The organism is Rossellomorea sp. QJM3NY_18, from assembly GCF_056173145.1.
Window position 1 is genome coordinate 677,828 of sequence record NZ_CM149659.1, and the last position, 14,504, is coordinate 692,331.

The 14,504-nt window shown below is 44.0% G+C and carries 20 protein-coding genes and 1 pseudogene; 18 read left to right on the forward strand and 3 right to left on the reverse strand.

The window, feature by feature from the left end:
- Window positions 1-14: 14 nt before the first annotated feature.
- The 13 genes from AC0VXY_RS03425 (at window position 15) to AC0VXY_RS03485 (ending at window position 10,086) form a co-directional block, all read left to right on the forward strand.
- Window positions 15-656, forward strand: coding sequence for an SDR family oxidoreductase (locus AC0VXY_RS03425; protein ID WP_435993319.1), 642 nt, complete (start codon window positions 15-17; stop codon window positions 654-656).
- Window positions 657-854: 198 nt separating this feature from the next.
- Window positions 855-1,313, forward strand: coding sequence for a hypothetical protein (locus AC0VXY_RS03430; RefSeq protein ID WP_475526894.1), 459 nt, complete (start codon window positions 855-857; stop codon window positions 1,311-1,313).
- A complete protein-coding gene (locus AC0VXY_RS03435) occupies window positions 1,313-1,807 on the forward strand; it encodes an NUDIX hydrolase (protein ID WP_475526895.1) in 495 nt (164 codons plus the stop codon). Before AC0VXY_RS03430 ends, AC0VXY_RS03435 begins: the two co-directional genes overlap by 1 nt.
- A 21-nt stretch (window positions 1,808-1,828) precedes the next feature.
- The gene (locus tag AC0VXY_RS03440) at window positions 1,829-2,920 is read left to right on the forward strand and encodes an aminoglycoside phosphotransferase family protein (protein ID WP_475526896.1); all 1,092 of its coding nucleotides are present in this window, start codon (window positions 1,829-1,831) and stop codon (window positions 2,918-2,920) included.
- A gap of 96 nt (window positions 2,921-3,016) precedes the next feature.
- Window positions 3,017-3,460, forward strand: coding sequence for a cell wall hydrolase (locus AC0VXY_RS03445; RefSeq protein ID WP_435993312.1), 444 nt, complete (start codon window positions 3,017-3,019; stop codon window positions 3,458-3,460).
- 174 nt (window positions 3,461-3,634) lie between these two features.
- Window positions 3,635-5,407: a M3 family oligoendopeptidase gene (locus AC0VXY_RS03450; RefSeq protein ID WP_475526897.1), complete on the forward strand. Its 1,773-nt coding sequence runs from the start codon at window positions 3,635-3,637 to the stop codon at window positions 5,405-5,407.
- A gap of 109 nt (window positions 5,408-5,516) precedes the next feature.
- Window positions 5,517-6,071 carry a hypothetical protein gene (locus AC0VXY_RS03455; RefSeq protein WP_475526898.1) on the forward strand — a complete coding sequence of 185 codons (555 nt, stop codon included), beginning with the start codon at window positions 5,517-5,519 and terminating at the stop codon, window positions 6,069-6,071.
- Window positions 6,072-6,191: 120 nt separating this feature from the next.
- Complete coding sequence (locus AC0VXY_RS03460) at window positions 6,192-6,980, forward strand: class I SAM-dependent methyltransferase (protein WP_475526899.1); 789 nt, start codon at window positions 6,192-6,194, stop codon at window positions 6,978-6,980.
- A gap of 2 nt (window positions 6,981-6,982) precedes the next feature.
- On the forward strand, window positions 6,983-7,426 hold the full coding sequence (locus tag AC0VXY_RS03465) for a GNAT family N-acetyltransferase (protein WP_475526900.1): 444 nt from the start codon (window positions 6,983-6,985) through the stop codon (window positions 7,424-7,426).
- A gap of 73 nt (window positions 7,427-7,499) precedes the next feature.
- Window positions 7,500-8,117, forward strand: coding sequence for an NUDIX hydrolase (locus AC0VXY_RS03470; RefSeq protein ID WP_475526901.1), 618 nt, complete (start codon window positions 7,500-7,502; stop codon window positions 8,115-8,117).
- A gap of 414 nt (window positions 8,118-8,531) precedes the next feature.
- Complete coding sequence (locus tag AC0VXY_RS03475; RefSeq protein ID WP_475526902.1) at window positions 8,532-8,687, forward strand: hypothetical protein; 156 nt, start codon at window positions 8,532-8,534, stop codon at window positions 8,685-8,687.
- Window positions 8,688-8,928: 241 nt separating this feature from the next.
- On the forward strand, window positions 8,929-9,534 hold the full coding sequence (locus AC0VXY_RS03480; RefSeq protein WP_475526903.1) for a hypothetical protein: 606 nt from the start codon (window positions 8,929-8,931) through the stop codon (window positions 9,532-9,534).
- Between the two features lie 15 nt (window positions 9,535-9,549).
- Complete coding sequence (locus AC0VXY_RS03485) at window positions 9,550-10,086, forward strand: GNAT family N-acetyltransferase (protein ID WP_475526904.1); 537 nt, start codon at window positions 9,550-9,552, stop codon at window positions 10,084-10,086.
- Window positions 10,087-10,348: 262 nt separating this feature from the next.
- On the opposite strand, the gene AC0VXY_RS03490 is transcribed toward AC0VXY_RS03485, so the two are convergent.
- Both AC0VXY_RS03490 and AC0VXY_RS03495 read right to left on the reverse strand, forming a co-directional pair.
- Complete coding sequence (locus AC0VXY_RS03490; protein WP_475526905.1) at window positions 10,349-10,906, reverse strand: GNAT family N-acetyltransferase; 558 nt, start codon at window positions 10,904-10,906, stop codon at window positions 10,349-10,351.
- A gap of 28 nt (window positions 10,907-10,934) precedes the next feature.
- Window positions 10,935-11,360 (reverse strand): YybH family protein, encoded by a 426-nt coding sequence (locus AC0VXY_RS03495; RefSeq protein WP_475526906.1) that lies wholly within the window; start codon window positions 11,358-11,360, stop codon window positions 10,935-10,937.
- 155 nt (window positions 11,361-11,515) lie between these two features.
- Between AC0VXY_RS03495 and AC0VXY_RS03500 the strand changes: the two genes are divergently transcribed.
- From AC0VXY_RS03500 to AC0VXY_RS03510, 3 genes are read left to right on the forward strand one after another with little or no spacing between them, the layout of a single operon-like run.
- Window positions 11,516-12,247 (forward strand): ABC transporter permease subunit, encoded by a 732-nt coding sequence (locus AC0VXY_RS03500; RefSeq protein ID WP_475526907.1) that lies wholly within the window; start codon window positions 11,516-11,518, stop codon window positions 12,245-12,247.
- Complete coding sequence (locus AC0VXY_RS03505) at window positions 12,186-12,434, forward strand: hypothetical protein (RefSeq protein ID WP_475526908.1); 249 nt, start codon at window positions 12,186-12,188, stop codon at window positions 12,432-12,434. Before AC0VXY_RS03500 ends, AC0VXY_RS03505 begins: the two co-directional genes overlap by 62 nt.
- Window positions 12,435-12,466: 32 nt before the next feature.
- Window positions 12,467-12,841, forward strand: a complete 375-nt coding sequence (locus tag AC0VXY_RS03510) for a VOC family protein (RefSeq protein WP_475526909.1) — start codon at window positions 12,467-12,469, stop codon at window positions 12,839-12,841.
- A gap of 38 nt (window positions 12,842-12,879) precedes the next feature.
- On the opposite strand, the gene AC0VXY_RS03515 is transcribed toward AC0VXY_RS03510, so the two are convergent.
- Entirely contained in the window at window positions 12,880-13,356 is a 477-nt protein-coding gene (locus AC0VXY_RS03515) for a GNAT family N-acetyltransferase (RefSeq protein ID WP_475526910.1), read from the reverse strand.
- A 232-nt stretch (window positions 13,357-13,588) separates the two neighbouring features.
- Between AC0VXY_RS03515 and AC0VXY_RS03520 the strand changes: the two genes are divergently transcribed.
- Complete coding sequence (locus tag AC0VXY_RS03520) at window positions 13,589-13,807, forward strand: hypothetical protein (RefSeq protein ID WP_475526911.1); 219 nt, start codon at window positions 13,589-13,591, stop codon at window positions 13,805-13,807.
- Between the two features lie 23 nt (window positions 13,808-13,830).
- A pseudogene (locus tag AC0VXY_RS03525) lies at window positions 13,831-14,474 on the forward strand (uridine kinase family protein).
- Window positions 14,475-14,504 lie beyond the last annotated feature (30 nt).

Sequence of the window (14,504 nt, forward strand, 5' to 3'; positions counted from 1 at the left end):
AAGGAGATGAGGTTATGAACGTAGCAGTTGTTGGAGCAAATGGACAGATCGGGAAGCAAGTGGTCGGATTCTTGAAGGAAGTGGGACATACTCCGAGAGCGATCGTGAGAAAAGAAGAGCAGGTACAGTCTTTCGAGCAGGACGGTGTAGAAGCTGCACTGGTTGATTTGGAAGGCACGGTGGATCAAATTTCAAACGGATTGAAGGGAGCCGATGCCGTCGTATTCTCTGCAGGATCAGGTGGCAGCACTGGTTCAGACAAAACCCTTCTCATAGATCTTGACGGAGCGGTGAAAACGATGGAGGCTGCAAAAGAGGCAGGAATAGAACGTTTCATCATCGTGAGTGCCCTGCAGGCTCATCACCGTGAGAACTGGAATGACTCCCTGAAGCCGTATTATGTGGCGAAGCACTTTGCGGATCGAGCACTTGAGGACAGTGGACTTACCTATACGATCATTCGTCCGGGAGGATTGCTGAACGAAGAAGGTACTGGTAAGGTATCGGCGGGTGAGAATCTTGAAAGAGGATCCATTCCGCGTGAAGATGTGGCGAGAACCATCGTGGCATCGTTAACGGAAGCGAGCACGTTTAATAAAGGATTCGATCTTATTTCAGGAAGTACTGGAATAGAAGAAGCCGTTAAAAACGTATAAATAAGAGAAAGGAATGATCATCGTTGGATGGTCATTCTTTTTTTATGTAAAAACGGGTAGACGACATATGGATTGACGTATGATTCAAATAATATAGGAATCTCAGCCAGAGTGCCCCATATCAAGGTCATTCTTTTATGGGGTTGAGAATATTGTGTTGATTTGGAATAATTGGCATAAGGATACAGGTGATTCGAATTGAATTATTTTGTCAAATTAAATGTGGTCAGCATGATTTATGCCCTGATGATTCTCGTTCCCGTGGAGCTGATGGTGAATGTATACAGGTTGACGAGACTGACGAGCTGGGAAATGGGAGTGGTGATGGATGTCAGTGGATTCCTGATTGTCGCGATTTTTCTGATGGGAACGGTCTTCCTCTACTTATTAACGTGGAAGTGGATGGAGGGGCGGAGGGCAAGCTATTGGACGTCGGTTCTTTGGTTTCCATACTTTCTGCTATTTACGTACGTCATCGCCACTTTCTTTCCAACGACATATGGGGGAGACGCTCCTAACCCTGCGACAGGTTTAGTGTTGATCGGGGCATTGGTTGCTTTTCCTTTTTATGTGTTGGTGTTGAATTTTTTGAGTTTAGATACGGAAGATCACCAAAATGAGGACATCCATGTTGGGAGATGGAGAGTGGAGAGGTAATGAATGTATTCGGTGAAAAAGTTCCTGGAATGGATTTTCAAAAGAGAAAAGGTGTCTATGCCGTCATCTTTCATCATGAAAAAGACAAAATCCTGACGGTTCGAAACGAGACGGGGCACTACTTTCTGCCGGGTGGCGGCATAGAAAGAAATGAAAGTCATGTAGAGTGTCTGCAAAGAGAACTGATGGAGGAAACAGGTTACAGTGTATCGATTGGTTCTTATATCGGAAATGCCATGTGCTACTTTGTTTCAAAAAAGGGAGATCCGCTCCTTGGGGAAGGACACTTTTATCTGGTTGAGCTGAATGAAAAGACGCAGAAACCAATGGAAGATGACCATGTTCCAGTTTGGATGGATCGAAAGGATGCGAAAAGGCTCCTGGTACATGCGCATCATTATTGGGCAATAGAGGAAGCGTGGAAGCTGAATGAGGAAATCGGTATACAAGACAACTTCAAAAATCATGAACATAGCACCAACATAGAAAAATAATGAAGTGAAAAAGGAGAAAAAATGTTAAAGCCATTTTTAACAACCACAACACTAACAGAAAAAGAACTCATCAATAAAGCTCTTAAAAACGAAGGATTAAAACAAATCTCAAGTGATTCCGAGATCACCAGATTAGGAGAAGGTGCCTGGCACTATGCCTACTTGATTGAGGCAGAACAGCTCGTCCTCCGCATCCCGAAAAGAATCGCCTATGAGAAAGAGGTCGTCTTCAACAGAAATGAGCTTAAAGCGGATTATGCCGGGACCAAGGCCTTTTATGAGCATGCCAACAGGACGGGAAAGGGGATGTGTCCTGCACATTACGAATACTGCATCTCTGAGGAATTAACTTATACGCTCGAAACGTATGTAGGAAAATCAATCGGGCTTGCCGGACAGACCCCGGATCAATCGAAACGTTATGGAAGGGAACTAGGTGAGTTCTTCCTGGCCCTTGAAGAGCTGGATTCACCCATTCCAGGCATCGGATACATAACGGTTGGGGAACACGGAGAGATAAAAGGACTATACGAGGGAGACCTAAGTGCGTTCATCCGGGAAGAAACGGGAGAATACCGGGAAGAATGGGGGTCCCTTCTTGAAAGCTCTTATTCTTTTGATAAGGAAAAAGTGAGAAGGACCGGGGAAGAACTGATTGCCGCCCGGTCCGTCGAAAGGGAAAAGCTCGTCCTTACGAATCAGGATACGTCGCCTGAGAATATGATTTTCACTCGTAGCGGCGTCTGGATGATCGACCCGTTCCCGATTCTCTATACGGGCACTTCCCTCGCTGCCAATTACGTCTTCAATTATCAGACGCTTTTTCACTCCCTGCATAATACAAAGCGGCATGGCAAGAACCAATACCACCTATTGATCCCACAATTGAAAGCCAGTGCAGAAGGTTTTGTGGAGGGGTATGTGAACGGTTCAAAGCAGAAATGGAATGACCTGAACGTGGAAGTGTACTTGAAGCTCGTCACCATGACCTATGAACATGATCAGCTTCTGAAGCAGGAAACTTTGAGCCGTGAGCAAGTGATCCGGTACGGGACGAAGGAGCAGATACAAGAGCGAATCGGTAACTTTTTAAAGGAGCTTGAACGATTTTAAGAAGGATGGCGTTGAAAGCATATCCGACTGCATATTCTCGAATAATTCCTGACATGAAACCAGGTATTCCTCATAAACTATTCTGAGGTGAGTAAAATGCCAAGAGTCAAATACACCGATGCCGATGTGGCCTTGATGGCGAGGATGATGAGAGCGGAAGCGGAAGGCGAAGGGAAACAGGGGATGCTGTACGTGGGCAATGTCATCGTGAATCGTGCGAAGGCGGAATGTTTGGACTTCAAGAAAGTAAGAACCATCCGTCAGGTCATCTTCCAGGTCCAGGGTGGGAACTATTCATTTGAAGCCGTCCAAAAAGGGAATCTTTTCTATAACCGGGCAAGGTCGGTCGAGAAAAGACTGGCTAAAAAGAATCTGGATTATTGGGCCCAGCACCCGGCTAAATTTGCCCTTTGGTACTTCAATCCTTACGCCCCTTGTCCCCCTACATGGTACGACCAGCCCTTTACGGGACAATTCAAAAATCATTGCTATTATGAACCGGCGGCAGGGACGTGTGCAAGTGTGTATACCGGTGGGTGAGGATCATGAGAACTTCCTGGTTGAAATCGGGTGGTTCTTTTTTTTGTTCTCCTTCATTTGAAAACGACTTTGAAAAAATCACGGCCTATGAATGAGACGAACTCAGACTTCAGGATGATGTAAAATTTTCTATTTTTCTATACCATCATAATAGAGTAATAGGAGGGGATTAGTGTGAACCAAGTACGTGACAAGCAATGGAATCTGGGAAGTGTACGACCGGGAAGCGGGCCGGTGAAAGATCAAATTCAGGAGATTCTTCTACATATTGAAGAGATGCAATCTGCATTGGCGGATGGGGTGAGTCCCGATGAAGCAGTTAGCATCACAAAACGCGTGCAGGATCTTTATACGGAAGCCTTTCACATGGATGAGTATATCATCTGCCTGCTATCGGTAAATGTCCTGGACGGGGAAGCGCAGGATCTAAACGACAGGAGTACTCAGCTACAGGCGAAAATGGCCACCTTGCTCCTTGCGTATAGTCAATATCTTGCCCATATGCCCGAGGAGGAATGGAATGCTTTCCTCGGACGGTGTGAAATGGCAGGCAGTGAGCGGTTCTTGAAGCAACAGAGACGAAAGGTGAAGGACCAGCTGGATCCCGAGATGGAGAAGCTGATTCATGCCCTTTCCGTTGACGGATTTGCCGGTTGGGAAGATCATTATGATCAGGAATACGCCCGACTGAAAGTGCCGGTAACGGATAATGGAAAGACGGAATATATTTCTTTTGATATGGCTTATATTCGCGGGATGCTCTCAAATGACCGGGAGACGAGGATGGGAATGGGTGAAGCCATCTCCAAGGTTTGCCGTGAGAACGAAGACCGGTTTGGGTCGATTTTCAACCATTTTGCCGGTTTCCGAAATGAACTGTACCGGCTGAGGGGATGGACGAATCCTCTGAAGGAAATGTTCGAACAAAATCGGATCAGTGAAAGGTCCGTGAACACCATGATGGAGACGCTCCATCAACACAAATCCTTGCTTCATCGTTTTTTTGAACGAAAAGCCAAACTGATTCAAATGGAAAAACTGAGCTGGTATGACATCTATGCCCCGACCTTCACGTCCAAGACGACCTTGACGTATGAAGAAGCGGCAGATATCGTGATCGAACAGTTCCGTGGCTTCAGTGAGAAGCTCGGCCAATTTGCCCAAACGGCCTTTGAAGAAGGGTGGATTGACGCTGAACCTGGAGACTCCAAGCAGCACGGTGCATTTTGTGCCTCATTCCCGAATGCGAAGGAAAGCCGTGTCATGCTCTCGTTCACCGGCAACTACAACGATGTCGTCACCATCGCTCACGAACTGGGGCATGCTTATCACAATTCCCTGCTTCATGATCAGCCCGGTTTTTCCCACAAGGTAGGAACCGGACTAGCCGAAACAGCATCGACGTTCGCGGAAAATCTCGTCCTCGATGCAGCGATTGATATGGCTGAAACTGAAGAAGACCGTCTATCTCTATTAGAGATGAAAATCACCAGCGGACTGAAATACACCACATTTATCCCGGCCAAGTTCGAGTTCGAAGCGGCCTTTTACAAAAAACGGCTGAACGGGAAGCTTTCAGCTGGAGAGATTGTTCAACTGATGGAAGAAACAGAAAGGGACTGGTTCCATGACTCCGTGGATGAAGTGTTTGCCCATAACTGGATGACCATCCCCCACTTCTTCAGTACGGAGAAAGCCTTTTACAATCTGCCGTACACGATCGGCTATCTATTCAGCAACGGAGTCTATTCACTCTATCAGGAGGACAAGGAAACATTCCCGGACCGGTACGACCAGCTGCTTACACGATCGGGGAACCATTCCATGGACGAACTGAGCGTCGAATTTCTGCAGGAAGAATTAGGGACGGACTTCTGGGAGAAAGCTGTAGGCCCGTTGAAGGAAGCGGTTGAGATGTATTTGGAAGAGACAGAACACTATATTTAAGTCTGAAGGCAATCTCTGAAACAGGGGATTGCTTTTTTTTGGCTTATGAGGAACCTGTCCCTTTCGAATCTACTAAACATGCATATACATAGTATAGAAGGGGGGGATAATGATGTTAAAAGACAATGTTATATATTATGATTCAGAAGGAAAAATGGTAGACAAATTGGATATTGAGCAGGAAAGCTGCATCCGTACCATAACTTATTGTGCAACCGCTGTTGTACCAGATGGATTTACGTTCCGGTTCACGACATTCGACAGCTTCACAGCCTGCTCTGATTTGAGTGCATTGGTTTGTACTCTTGAAAAGCAGGAGGCAGAAGGGACCGTTGAGAACCCATGCGGCGGTACGTTGACCTGTCCTATTGAAGTGGATGCCGTCCGTTTGATCGGAACTGCCAGATTTCATATCAATGTGGGGGACTTGAAGCCGATTGAAGGGGGACTTAAAATTGGCGATATTCCATGTACCCTTGCAAGCGATGTTTCCGTACCGGTCAATCAAGTGATCCAGACGATTTGCAAAACGGACATGTGCCAAGAGGATTGTATTGATACGATCGGTGCATTTGCCTTTGCTCCTCAAGTGATCACCGATGCCTGCGGACGACAGATTGTGACGGTGCGTGGCGGGTTGTTCATACGGTTTCTTGGCTGCTGATCTGCTAATGAAAGGAAACTTATTTTAATAATGATAAGTTTCTTTTTTTATACAAAATGATTGAGTTCATCCTGTCGATTTGAAATAATTGGTAGGAAGCTTATGACGGAGGTTTACAAAATGAATACATACGGCACAGAATTATTTAAGGGGTCAGCACCCTATTATTCGAAGTACAGGCCCATCTACCCTTCCACTTTAATCAGATTCCTAGTAAAAGAGTTCTCATTAAACGGAGAACAGAACCTCCTGGATCTTGGCTGCGGCACGGGACAACTGACCATTCGATTTTCAGATTGGTGTAAAAGGATCGTCGGGATCGATATGGAACCGGAAATGATTGAAGAAGCGGAACGGCTGCACGATGAAATGAGGGTAGGAGAGATTCAATGGTTCAATGGTACGCTGGATGAATACAACCATTACCATCACTACCATCTCGTAACCATTGCCAAAGCCTTTCACTGGATGGACCGGGCAAAAGTGTTGGATGAATTATTTGATATCGTGACACCAGGTGGCGGGGTAGCCATCATAGACAACTACGAGCCCCATAAGACATTGCAACCCTGGCAAGTAAGGTTTAATGAACTGATCCATAAATGGTATGGAAGCGAGCGGAAAGCCGGGAACTCCACCTATACCCATCCCGTCAACCCCCACGAAGACATCATTTCACAATCCAAATTCAATCTTGAAGTGCACACGCTACCCACATACGAGATCACCTGGACCATTGAGTCGATGCTCGGGAATCTTTACTCGACTTCATATGGTTCGAAGCGTTTCCTTGGTTCGGATATACCTTTATTTGAACGGGATGTGAGGGAGGAGATGCATGGGATGAGTGAATCGGGAGTGTTTAAAGAGGAGTCAAGGTTGTCGGTGAAAATGGGGAGGAAAGAATAATTATGTTGCAAAAATACAGGGTTACTACTATTACAAATCTACTTAACCACGACTTACATCCATTAGTACAAGAAAGTAAAGAAGAAGGTTTCCGCTTTGTTGAAAGACTCCTGAACGATTATCGAGAAGGAACCAATTGTTTCAACAAACAAGGTGAAGCTTTATACAGTATTTATAATGAGGAGAATGAGCTCGTAGCGGTGGGTGGGCTGAATGTCGATCCATCCTCGTCTGAAACAGGCAGAGTAAGAAGGTTATATGTGAAAAAAGAATGCAGGCATGAAGGGATAGGTACTCTTCTATTAAAGCAAATCATTCTTGATGCCAAACGTTCTTTCAGTGTTTTGGTCCTCAATACAGATACAGAGAAAGCGGATCATTTCTATACATCATTCGGTTTTACGAAATTATTTAGAAATCAGAGAATGAGATGGGAGAAACCATAAATCACAAACAATCGAACCATCTACACAATTCACTGTCGTTTTTCAAATCGGAATACGAAAGGAGTGCAAAGCGATGAGCGATAAATGGTTGGAATGGGCGAAGCGGATACAGGCTTTATCTCAATCGGGGCTGGCCTTTTCCAAGAACGTTTATGATAGGGAAAGGTATGAAGAATTAAGGGAGATCAGCACGGAAATCATGCAGAAACATACCGGCTTGGAGATGACGAAGATAAAGGATTTGTTCGCGAACGAATCGGGCTATCAGACACCGAAAGTAGACGTGAGGGGTGTCGTCTTCAAGGACGATAAAATACTGATGGTCAAAGAAAAAATCGATGACAAATGGGCGTTGCCAGGCGGATTCTGTGACATCGGCCTGTCTCCTAGTGAAAACGTCATAAAGGAAATAAGGGAAGAATCAGGATATGATGTCATCCCTGTAAAATTACTCGCACTGCTCGACTTGAACAAACACCCCCATCCCCCGCAGTCACACCATTACTACAAAATATTCATCCAATGCAGGTTGACCGGCGGAGAAGCCAGAAGTGGCGTCGAAACGAAGGGAATCGGATTTTTTGAAGAGGACCATTTGCCGGAGTTGTCCATTGGAAGAAATACAGAATCACAGATTAAGATGATGTTTGAATTTTTGAGGGATGGTGGGAAGGATGCGGTGTATGATTGAACCGGTTTATATCATACAGAAAAGGGTGTAGATAACCATGAGGGGGCTGACAGATGGCACGCTGTATCCATTTGTAAAACAAACATGTCTTGGTTTTATATTTTCAAGAGATTAATGATCGTGAAAAGACCTGAATTGGAGTGCTCTCACTGCGCTCAGAAGCTCTATTTCACATCACGTTCCAAGAGGATTTTGATGAGTATGACCATGCTGATACCTGTGCTTTTTGTTCCTTCATTCCTATTTGACTACATCTCATTGTTCATAGTGTTGGTAATGGGGTGTTTGTTAATGATGCCACTGTTTGTGACTCTAACCGAAAAGGATGATCCGTGGTATTAGAATAAGGGAGATGGAAAAGGGGATATTATTTTTCTTTATTTTTTGCTTTAATGTAAGAGAGAAATTGTAGAAATGAGGTTGAACGTTGTGGAAGAGACCTTGAAACTGATTCTTAATGAGTTAAAAGAAATTAAGACAGATATTCGTGATTTGAAGGATGGACAAGCTAGACTTGAGGTAGGACAGAATAAGTTACAAAAAAACCTGATTGATAGTCTTGGATCTTAAACCGAAAAGATAGTTGACCACCTTGATGATAAAACACAGGCATTAAATTAGAGAGTTTATAATGTTGTATCTGAAATAGAAAGACTAAGTAAGCAGTAATAAATGCTTGTAAGTTTGGATGAATATATAGAGAAAGGATAGTGCTATTTGAGGCACTATCCTTTTTGTAGTTGGAGAGGAACTTCAGTTGCGTTTCTGGTAATATAAGGGTATGGATTTCGTGAAAGAGGAGGTTGATTAAATGAGACGGGTGCCGTTCGAAAGACCAACGGAATATTATGATGAAAAACTTTTACCAATCGATGAGGAACTATGCTCATTGCTACAACAAAGAAAACAAGTATCCCATAACAATCCTGGTTATCCAAAACTCGAAGATATTGCAAAATGGGCAGAAAAGTATGATCTGTATGAGGACCTTTTAAGGTCTATCTTTGGTGTGCTGGAAAATGAAGAGGCTTTCAAGCCACAAATTGAACCTGAGGATTTTCAAACATACATAAAAGTCCTCCAATCAGCTGAACAAGATGATTGTTTGTATACCGTCCCGTTTATTAAGCAATATGCGAATGCCAGTGTGGTCCACTTGAACATCGACCGTGAGTACGATGAGAATCTGGAGCGGGAAAGGTTTCACCGAAACAGCTTTTGGCACTTGGAGATAGGGGACAGCTATGATTGCCGGGTAACGGGTGGAGGAGAATCGCAGGAACATACGAGTTTTGACTTTATTGTGACTCCCAGTTTACCTGAAGACCTATCCGGCTTGACTTTGACGTTCAAAGAATATGGGACTCCTTTTAAAAAGAAGCCGACGGATGTGGAGGTTATCTTTACAATGAAATGAAGGGTGGAACGAATCATGGAACAAATTCCAACTAAATGGAAAACAAAGAGATTAATAGTGGGGGATCTAAGAAAAGAGGAGATTCACCACGTTCAGGCTCTCTATGAAAAAGGCAGCTATATCCATCAATGGGACGGCGGATCGTTGGAAGAAGGGTTTGTTAAGCGTTGTTTCTTTGAGGGGGACCTGCCGCCTGGGGGAACGAAAGAAAACTTTAGGATTCAGGTGATGCGGATGAAGGAGTTCCAAGAATTAGTCGGTCTGCTTGTCATTTATCATGGTCACCCTGTTCCAGACTCCTTTTACATTAACTACCTTTCGATTGATCCTGACTATCATAAACAAGGGTTGGGTCAGGAAATAGTGGAGGGACTATTGGAGGTCGTGAAACAGCACGAATTCAAGGAAGTGCGGGCGAATGTCGCGTTAAAGAACTGGGGAGCCATTCATTTCTGGACAAAGCTTGGGCTTGATACGATTAATGGGATCTATGGAGATACTGGGTATGGAGAAGGTCGCTTTGCCGATATGGAGCTGGTGAAAAGATTTTAACGAAGGGGTTTACATAAACCGATGAAAAAAGCACTTGGGATAGTATTGATGCTTACTTGGATCACGTTGTTTTTTTACTATTTTAATATTATCATGCCGAAAAATATATTTTACTGGTTAGTGGCGCTGCCGGCTGTTTATTTTTCATCGGCATTTGTTTTAAGGAAATGTGGAATTGAAATATGATTCGACGGCTGAAAAGGAGCGAACATTCATGGAACTTAAAAGACCGGATGCTCTTGGTAGAGAACTTTCACTTAGCTTACCCCTTTGAACTTAGATCCATAGACCATATTAATTTCACTTCATTCTCTACTAAAGAATCACGGTATCCATGTTGATCAATCGTCTCTAAAATAAATCCCTTGCTGGAATAAAACGTACAGGCAGGGGCATTCACGTTCTGGGTTTCGACTATCAATGTTTTGTATTCACATTCCTTCGCCCAATAGATGACTGTTTCAAGCAGTTTCCCGCCAATGCCTTTCCCCCTGGTATCGGGCTGAACGCGTAAGTCCCATAAGGTCGCGGTGCCTTCCGTTTCTGGAGCCACCGCAGCAGCCCCAACGTACATGCCGTTTTCGATAGCTAGGAACAATCCCCATTTGTCTAAGTTAAACTGTTTTGTCCAACAGAGTGGATGACAATCCGGCAAGAGATCATAGTCCTTCACATAGGGTGAGCACGGTTTTTCGACCAACCGAAGCCCTCCCATCCCGTTGTGAATGGGATACACGTGTAGCTCGGTTGTCACTTCGTATGCAATTGAAATGGTTGCGTACTGGGAAAGCTTTGAACGGTCAATTTGTTGAATGTGCATGTTGTCCTCCAAGTCTGTCTGATGATTCCTACCTGAGCCCAAACATCCCTTTCCCATCCTCCATACTGATCGGCAATGAAGAATGTTCGTGAGTGATCAGCCATGTATCCTTTACTTTTTCCATACAGAATGTAAAGCGGTTCGTCATCTGGCGAAGTTTCTCCCCGGATCCTTCTTTGTGGGCAGCGAATGTTACGGCGCAGTGGGCAAAAGCGAGACTGGTATTTTCCTCCATCACCACGTCTTGAAAGTCGACTTTCAGAATTTCTCCATCAGCCTTTAACCCGATGAACCATTCCGTCACATTCTCCTGCCATGAAGCGAGTCCGATACACTCCCATTTCCCCCAGCAGTCATAGATATGGACAGCGGGATCATAGATGGAGAGGAATCTTTCGATGTCTCGCTCATGAATCGCATCCTTGTATTGTTCGAGCACGTCTTGGACATTCATTGTCTCATCTCCTTTGATCTCTTCTTTAACTATTTCAAGACACTGAGGTGATTTCCCTCCTTTGATTTATTTGAAAGAGGTTGTCATCACTCTAACCTTTGTATTAACATGATAATAAATTGGATTTGTTTTCCATAAGTGTCAGGGGGGATTGAATGGGGCATAAATTCGCTCGTTTTTTGATTGTTTTAGTAGCCATTACATTAAGCGTCATCTGTATTTGCCATATTCCAGCACTTCTGTTTAAAGACATTCCGCCACCGGCTGATCAACCTTTTGAGATGGTAACAAAAGAATTAGGTTTTTTTCCTGGGCACTACTTCATTGAATTAAAGAAGACGTTTAGTGAGCTGTTGCACTTTAAGGAGATAAGCTATGTGGCACAGGGGACCAACGTTGAGAGGACGATTTTTCCATACATACTGGAATCCTATGCCTATTCACTTCTTCTGCTTTTTGTCTCACTCTTCATTGCCTTAGTATTCGCTGTTATTTTTACGACGGGTACGTTTTATTTACCCCGAAAGATGCAGGAAGCAGTAAAAACCATCCTTACGGTTCTAGAGGCGCTACCCGATGTATTTGTGATTTTCTCCTTGCAGTTGGGGGCCATTTGGGTATTTAAACATACGAATCTACTTGTGACAGAGCCCTATTCATTATCCGGACAAAAGATCTATTTTCTGCCGATACTCACGCTATCCTTGATTCCCATGATTTATCTCTATAAAAATACGATTTTGATGTATGAGAATGAACTCGGTAAACCTTATGTCGAGCTTGGGGTGGCAAAAGGGATGGGGAAGCTGTACATCTTGATCCGACATGTTTTCCCCAACGTGCTTTATTCCTGGATGGACGGCATTCATCGGAAGCAACTACTATGAATTGATGCTGTCTCCATGGATTGTTTTCTTCCCGGTTCTCATGCTGACCCTTCTGATTGTGTCACTGACCCTGGTGACAAACGGCATTCGTTCCCTTATGGATGGGGATTACCTAAGAAGAAGATCTACGATTCTTTCAGGTGGTAGAGGTGTGCAAAGGAATTCGTCTAAAGGCATTTCTTATTAATTCTACAAAAACACTAAAGGAGAGTGAGTTCAATGAAAAGTCCGATTTTAAGTCAAATCAATACGGTGTTCGTCCATGTTAGCAATCTGAAGGAATCCGTCCGGTGGTACTCCGAGTTACTGGGTCAGGTGTATAATCTCGAGCAGGTGGAAGAGCCCGTCTATAACCTGGCCATCAATCATTTTACCGGATTGACCCTGGATGCAGGGCCAGCGGGTGTCACGAAAGAGGCTAATCAGAGTAAACATCCTCTTTTTAATTTTCACACTGAAAATATTGAAGAAGCCTATTCGTACGTGGAACGGTTGAAGTATGAGGTTGTCTCGGAGATCACAAGATTTGATGATTTTTCCTTTTTCGTCATTCAGGATCCCGATGGGAATCGGGTGATGATCTGTACGGGATAATGAAACAGGAATGCCCAGGCTAAAGGGCATTCCTGTTTTTATATTTTCAAATGAAGAACATGCTGAGGTCCTTTAGGCCCCACATATACTTCGTCATCGTCAGTGAAGCCAGTCTTCAGGTAGAGACTGATGGCTGCCTGGTTCCGTTTGTTGACGCCGAGGACCACTTCATCCGTATCGGGAAGATGTTCCCTGATGAAGTTTGGCAGCTGGTTCAGCCCTTCCTTGGCGATGCCTTGTCCCTGGTGTCTTGCATCGATAGAAAAAGAGGTTAAGAGTCTTGCTTGTGGATTACTTGAATATTTACGAAGCTTTTCCCCATTCTCAAGCGCAAAATAACCGACAGGTGCATCATTACTCAGGATCACTATGTGACAGGTGTCTGGTGAGATGGTGGGATTTTGGATTTTATCTAGGGGCAGGCTCGTGAATTGGAGCTGGTCTTCCGGGAGATGGAAGTCGCTCAAGTGGTGTTCGAATGATTGGTTGTATAGTGCTAAAGAGATGGCTTTCATGTATAGGATCCTCCGATTCAGTTGTATGAACAAATTATAGTTTATTTTGAATTTTAGGACAAATAAAAGTTGGAAAATAGTTCTAGGTGAGATAAAATAAGAACATACGTTTTGTTAGGAATGGGATAGGAGGAGCGCATGATGAAAACAGACTATAAACCAGTACGGAATATTGATGGTATTTTGATGGCGGAAAGATTAGCGCGGAGTTTGTCAGGTTGGCAGGTTTTCGATGAAAAAGCTTCAAATGATGATCGCTATTCCCTCAATTTTGTTATTAAGTGTGGCTTTGTTTTTTCACATCGATTTCCTCTTCTATCTATCTTTAGTCGGGGTCTTACTGGCCATGATGATCAAGCAATTTAGAAAACGTGGGCAGATGTACGAAATGAGACATCCAGACGGTGTGGACGAAGATGATACAGAAATCGATGTCAGCGGAGAAGACTAATAGTTGAGAGAAGGAGTAAATCCATGAATAAAATCTTACATACCATTGCCGATCGATTTACGAAGCAGGAAGGGAAAATGGTCATCGGCATTTCAGGTCACGGTGCTTCGGGTAAAACGACATTTGCGAAGAAACTGCTGACGCTGCTAGGAGAAGTCAATTATATCAACACCGATCCGTATATCGTGAGTTCGGCTGTCAGGAAGCATTCCTTCATAAAGTATGAATATAAGAACGAAAACCATCAGTCCAAAATGACCGCATGTCATCCAGACGCCCATCATATATTCGCCCTTGACCGGGACATACAGATGGTGAGGGAGGGAATGGATTTTTACACCTTGGACGTACCTTATGATCCAAGCCGGCTCATCTCTTCTCAAAACAACCTGACGATTGTAGAAGGGATGTCTGTCGCGTTCAGCAAACCGGACTTATATGATTTGAAAATCTATTTCTATACAGATGGCGATACAGAACTCAATAGAAGGGGCATCCGCGACATAAACGAAAGAGGATGGAAGTAGAATATCTACGGAAAACCCATGACGAGCGAAGAGTTCAATATGAAGTCTTCATGCATCCGAAGAGTGAGTATTTTAATGTGGTGGTGAGGAATTTGGATGAGGGGTGTTGTGTGGAGAAGAATTCTTTAAAAATGAAATAGTAATTGAGTATAATGGTTTATTTTGACATA

What these genes read in the sequence shown, in the direction of transcription:
- AC0VXY_RS03500 (WP_475526907.1), top strand. Translation starts at nt 11,516, where the DNA reads ATGGGGCATAAATTCGCTCGTTTTTTGATTGTTTTAGTAGCCATTACA.
- AC0VXY_RS03495 (WP_475526906.1), bottom strand. Translation starts at nt 11,360, where the DNA reads ATGAATGTCCAAGACGTGCTCGAACAATACAAGGATGCGATTCATGAG.
- AC0VXY_RS03475 (WP_475526902.1), top strand. Translation starts at nt 8,532, where the DNA reads ATGAGGTTGAACGTTGTGGAAGAGACCTTGAAACTGATTCTTAATGAG.
- AC0VXY_RS03425 (WP_435993319.1), top strand. Translation starts at nt 15, where the DNA reads ATGAACGTAGCAGTTGTTGGAGCAAATGGACAGATCGGGAAGCAAGTG.
- AC0VXY_RS03455 (WP_475526898.1), top strand. Translation starts at nt 5,517, where the DNA reads ATGATGTTAAAAGACAATGTTATATATTATGATTCAGAAGGAAAAATG.
- AC0VXY_RS03465 (WP_475526900.1), top strand. Translation starts at nt 6,983, where the DNA reads ATGTTGCAAAAATACAGGGTTACTACTATTACAAATCTACTTAACCAC.
- AC0VXY_RS03435 (WP_475526895.1), top strand. Translation starts at nt 1,313, where the DNA reads ATGAATGTATTCGGTGAAAAAGTTCCTGGAATGGATTTTCAAAAGAGA.
- AC0VXY_RS03485 (WP_475526904.1), top strand. Translation starts at nt 9,550, where the DNA reads ATGGAACAAATTCCAACTAAATGGAAAACAAAGAGATTAATAGTGGGG.
- AC0VXY_RS03505 (WP_475526908.1), top strand. Translation starts at nt 12,186, where the DNA reads ATGTTTTCCCCAACGTGCTTTATTCCTGGATGGACGGCATTCATCGGA.
- AC0VXY_RS03510 (WP_475526909.1), top strand. Translation starts at nt 12,467, where the DNA reads ATGAAAAGTCCGATTTTAAGTCAAATCAATACGGTGTTCGTCCATGTT.
- AC0VXY_RS03520 (WP_475526911.1), top strand. Translation starts at nt 13,589, where the DNA reads ATGAAAAAGCTTCAAATGATGATCGCTATTCCCTCAATTTTGTTATTA.
- AC0VXY_RS03445 (WP_435993312.1), top strand. Translation starts at nt 3,017, where the DNA reads ATGCCAAGAGTCAAATACACCGATGCCGATGTGGCCTTGATGGCGAGG.
- AC0VXY_RS03440 (WP_475526896.1), top strand. Translation starts at nt 1,829, where the DNA reads ATGTTAAAGCCATTTTTAACAACCACAACACTAACAGAAAAAGAACTC.
- AC0VXY_RS03460 (WP_475526899.1), top strand. Translation starts at nt 6,192, where the DNA reads ATGAATACATACGGCACAGAATTATTTAAGGGGTCAGCACCCTATTAT.
- AC0VXY_RS03480 (WP_475526903.1), top strand. Translation starts at nt 8,929, where the DNA reads ATGAGACGGGTGCCGTTCGAAAGACCAACGGAATATTATGATGAAAAA.
- AC0VXY_RS03515 (WP_475526910.1), bottom strand. Translation starts at nt 13,356, where the DNA reads ATGAAAGCCATCTCTTTAGCACTATACAACCAATCATTCGAACACCAC.
- AC0VXY_RS03470 (WP_475526901.1), top strand. Translation starts at nt 7,500, where the DNA reads ATGAGCGATAAATGGTTGGAATGGGCGAAGCGGATACAGGCTTTATCT.
- AC0VXY_RS03490 (WP_475526905.1), bottom strand. Translation starts at nt 10,906, where the DNA reads ATGCACATTCAACAAATTGACCGTTCAAAGCTTTCCCAGTACGCAACC.